Origin of the sequence: Jeotgalicoccus marinus DSM 19772, from assembly GCF_000425825.1 — a bacterium.
Lineage (GTDB): Bacteria > Bacillota > Bacilli > Staphylococcales > Salinicoccaceae > Jeotgalicoccus > Jeotgalicoccus marinus.
Window position 1 is genome coordinate 1 of the sequence record NZ_AUEE01000027.1, and the last position, 3,607, is coordinate 3,607.

Here is a 3,607-nt window from a genome sequence, read left to right on the forward strand (position 1 = left end):
AACATCCTTGTTAAATTGTTTATATCTGAAATAGTTCATACAGAAGACTCCTTTTTGTTAAAATTATACTATAAATTCAACTTTGCAACAGAACCTTTTAACCTCTAATGAAGGCATTCCTTTTTTATATGTAAACAAGTATTTAAAGTTTTTAGATACTATAAATAGATCACCAAATACTATAAAATCCTATGCTTATAGATTTGACCTGGTACCTCCTAAGTCTACAGATTTTTTATTTCATCTGTAAACTTAGGAGGTACCAGGTCAAGGTAATAATCGATGGGAATTTTGCTTTTTCAATAAATATGCGTAATTCTTTTTTTGCATGTTTGGTACCTAAACCAATTAACATAACAGGTTTTTTACTATTTTCAATCAGTTTTGCTGCATCTTGAATAGACTCAACTGATGGTTTCTTTGGTGCAGGTGGCTCCTTATCTATTTTTTTATCTGTATGGTCGTCAATTTTTTGAGTTAATAAATCATTTGGTAATACAAGCACAGCTACACCCTTTTTGGCATATGCAGTACGAATTGCTTCATTTACTGTTTCAAAGATAGTTTCCGGTTCCTTAATCTGTTTATTATAGACAGCAACATCTTTGAACAATTCCGTAAGATTTGTTTCTTGAAATGCTTTTGTACCGAGAACATCACTGTCAGATTGACCAGCTAATATTAATTGAGGGATGTTGTCCAGTTTTGCATCATACATTCCATTTATTAAGTGGATAGCTCCAGGGCCCCCGATACTTAATGCCACACCGATTTTACCAGTCAGTTTTGTGAAACTGGAGGCGGCCAGACTTGCTACTTCTTCATGTCTAACATGATAAAAATCAATTTCATCTTCTACAACTTTTAATCCATCAACGACCGCATCAATGGAATCTCCTGGAATTCCGTATACATGATCAATATCCCATGCTTTCAAGGCTGAGATTAATGCGTGATTTGCTTTGATTTTTTTAGGCATACATACATTTACTCCTTTATTTTTCTTGATTTAGTGTGCCAATTTGCGTATTCAATTATGCATCAAGGGATTAACGTGCACTACCGTTATTTAAAATTACTTCAACAAGGAATTAATAGAATAATGTGATGATAAAAGGCAAAAATATTGAGCTTAAAACGGCAGTGAGTATCATACCAATTGAACTAAAAGCACCAGACTCTAAATCCAGTTCAAGTGCTTTTGCGGTACCAAAGGCGTGGGATGCATTACCATAAGTTAATCCTTTGGCAATTGAGCTTTGGAAGTTACCTATCTTTATTAAAGAAGAACCTAATATGCTCCCTATTAATCCGGTTGCTATAATAAAGATAATGCTAAGTGTTTCTAATCCTCCCATTTGGTGGGATACTTGAATTCCAACTGCTGTCGTAATGGAACGCGGCAGCAATGTAACAATCATTTGTTTTGAAAATCCAAATAAATTCATAACGAAATAGATAATGATAAAATTAAGTAAAATACCAAATACCACACTGGTCATTATGACTTTAAGATTACGCATTATCATATGTCGATATTTATATAATGGGTAAGCTAGACATACAACGGTACAGTCTAAAAATTTGGAAATCCATTGGCCGCCAATCATATAATCTTTATAATCAAGGCCGCATATAATTAAAATGAAGATGATTGCCAGTGATGCAATCAGTGCCGGGTTCAGTATGGAATAGTTGAATTTGTTCTGGATATAGCGTGCAATGACATACATACATATTGTTAAAATAACCATCATAAAGCCCGTTAAAATCATGGTGAATCATGCTTTTCGTTAGGTGTCCATTTTTGCACCATTTTTTCGGCCAAATAACCAGATGCTAACGCAACAATACATGTACCTAATATGATTAAAGCGATAAATATTAAGTAATTAAGGTTGATTTGTTCAATGATGTTCATACCTCCAACTATAGAGGGAATGAAAAAGAGAGCCATTGTACCTAATAATATATTAGCCCCTTCTTGAACCCATCTTTCAGGTATCACTTTGAATTGAAGTAATAAAAAGAAAGTCGCTAACCCTACAATACTTCCGGCAATTGGTATGTGTAACACACTTTGTATCTTATTACCTAACGCGGTGATTAAAAATATTATGGAAATCTGTGACAGAATTCTAAAAAACTTAAATAACATTCGGCTTCATTCCTTATTGTCTTTTGCTTCTAAAAAATCCTTAATTCTTCCTCCCTCGTTTTGTTTACATACTCATTATAAGACGGAACATGTTATTACAAAAATAGTGGTTTGTCATAATAGATATTACGTTTATCTATGTAAGCGATATCTTCTATTTTGAATCCAGCTGTTTTTGCATAAAGTGAAGCCATTCTTTAGTGACAAAATTCATGTATTTATTGTTTTTCCATATCACACCAAGTTGCCATACAATAGATGGCGACTCGATACTAACGCTTCGAACATCGTCACTTAGCATTTCAATAATACTTTTAGGAAGGATACCAATACCAATTTGTGCAATAATCATTTGTTCAATAGAATTCCACTGAGAAATTTTCGAAACAATATGAGGTATAAAGCCCGCGCGTTTACAAGAGTCAGTTATTATGTCGTTCAGATAAAAATTTTCGTTAAATAATATAAAGCCTTCATTTTCTAGTTGTATTAAAGACACTTTTTCTTTATCTGCTAAAGGGTGATTTTTATTTACAACAAGTTTTAATTCTTCTTCGTAAAATGGAAAGGATTGAAAAAGACGATCATCAACAGGTAAAGCAGTAATTCCAACATCGAGTTCATCAATTTGAATACTTTGCTCTATTGTTTTTCCACCATTTTCGATAAGCTCATAAGTGATATTGGGATAGCAATTATGAAAATCGGCTAAAATTTTTATGAGTTTCTTAACATTCATAATTGGAGAAAGACCAATTTTGAGATGTCCAGTTTTAACCCCAAGTAAATTATCCATCACAACTGGTAAGTCTTTGTATAAATTTACAATTTCATTACATTGTTCAAAAAAGATTTTACCTGCATCTGTTAGTTTTAAACTTTTTTTGCTTCGATCAAATAAAATTAATTGCAATTCATCCTCTAAGTTTTTAATCGTTTTACTGATAGTAGGTTGGGCGATAAATAGTTTTTCCGATGCTTTAGTCATACTTCCTTGTTTTACAACTTCAACAAAATAGACCATGTGTTGTATATCCATATTATTCCTCCTGTGTTTCAGATGCTTAATGAAGATATTATCATAAAGTAAACAGGTTATGAATGGCATGGTAAATCCCTATAATTTAGGTCATCTAAATTAGTGGCGCTAGGAGACTTCCAATTTTACACTCTGGTGATACGATAGTGATTTAGCGATTAGTGAAGCCTTGGGTTACAATTAGAGTATTCAACCGATGTTATTGGGGAAGTCCTTGATGAATAAGCGTAACAAAATGATCTATGAGGCAACTTTGGCTTCAACTGATGAAATAATTTGTGGACGTAACTTGTTTGCCAAGTAATACTCATAATTCGGTTCTGTTGCAAAGTAAAAAAATATAGCTAACCACTAATTTATCATGTCAGTGTTCGCTTAATTTGCTAGCATGATGCTAATTTCGTGGCATG

At 32.9% G+C, this 3,607-nt stretch carries 3 protein-coding genes and 1 pseudogene; all 4 read right to left on the reverse strand.

The features are described 5' to 3' along the window. Nucleotides 1-268: 268 nt before the first annotated feature. Nucleotides 269-979: pseudogene (locus H624_RS12000) on the reverse strand (thiamine pyrophosphate-binding protein); the annotation flags it as partial. 112 nt (nt 980-1,091) lie between these two features. Further along, nucleotides 1,092-1,775 (reverse strand): LrgB family protein, encoded by a 684-nt coding sequence (locus tag H624_RS0109095; protein ID WP_008592735.1) that lies wholly within the window; start codon nt 1,773-1,775, stop codon nt 1,092-1,094. Further along, nucleotides 1,772-2,158: a CidA/LrgA family protein gene (locus tag H624_RS0109100; RefSeq protein ID WP_026867301.1), complete on the reverse strand. Its 387-nt coding sequence runs from the start codon at nt 2,156-2,158 to the stop codon at nt 1,772-1,774. Before H624_RS0109100 ends, H624_RS0109095 begins: the two co-directional genes overlap by 4 nt. Before the next feature lie 154 nt (nt 2,159-2,312). Then, nucleotides 2,313-3,197 carry a cidABC operon transcriptional activator CidR gene (cidR, locus tag H624_RS0109105; RefSeq protein WP_010529476.1) on the reverse strand — a complete coding sequence of 295 codons (885 nt, stop codon included), beginning with the start codon at nt 3,195-3,197 and terminating at the stop codon, nt 2,313-2,315. Between the last annotated feature and the right edge of the window lie 410 nt (nt 3,198-3,607).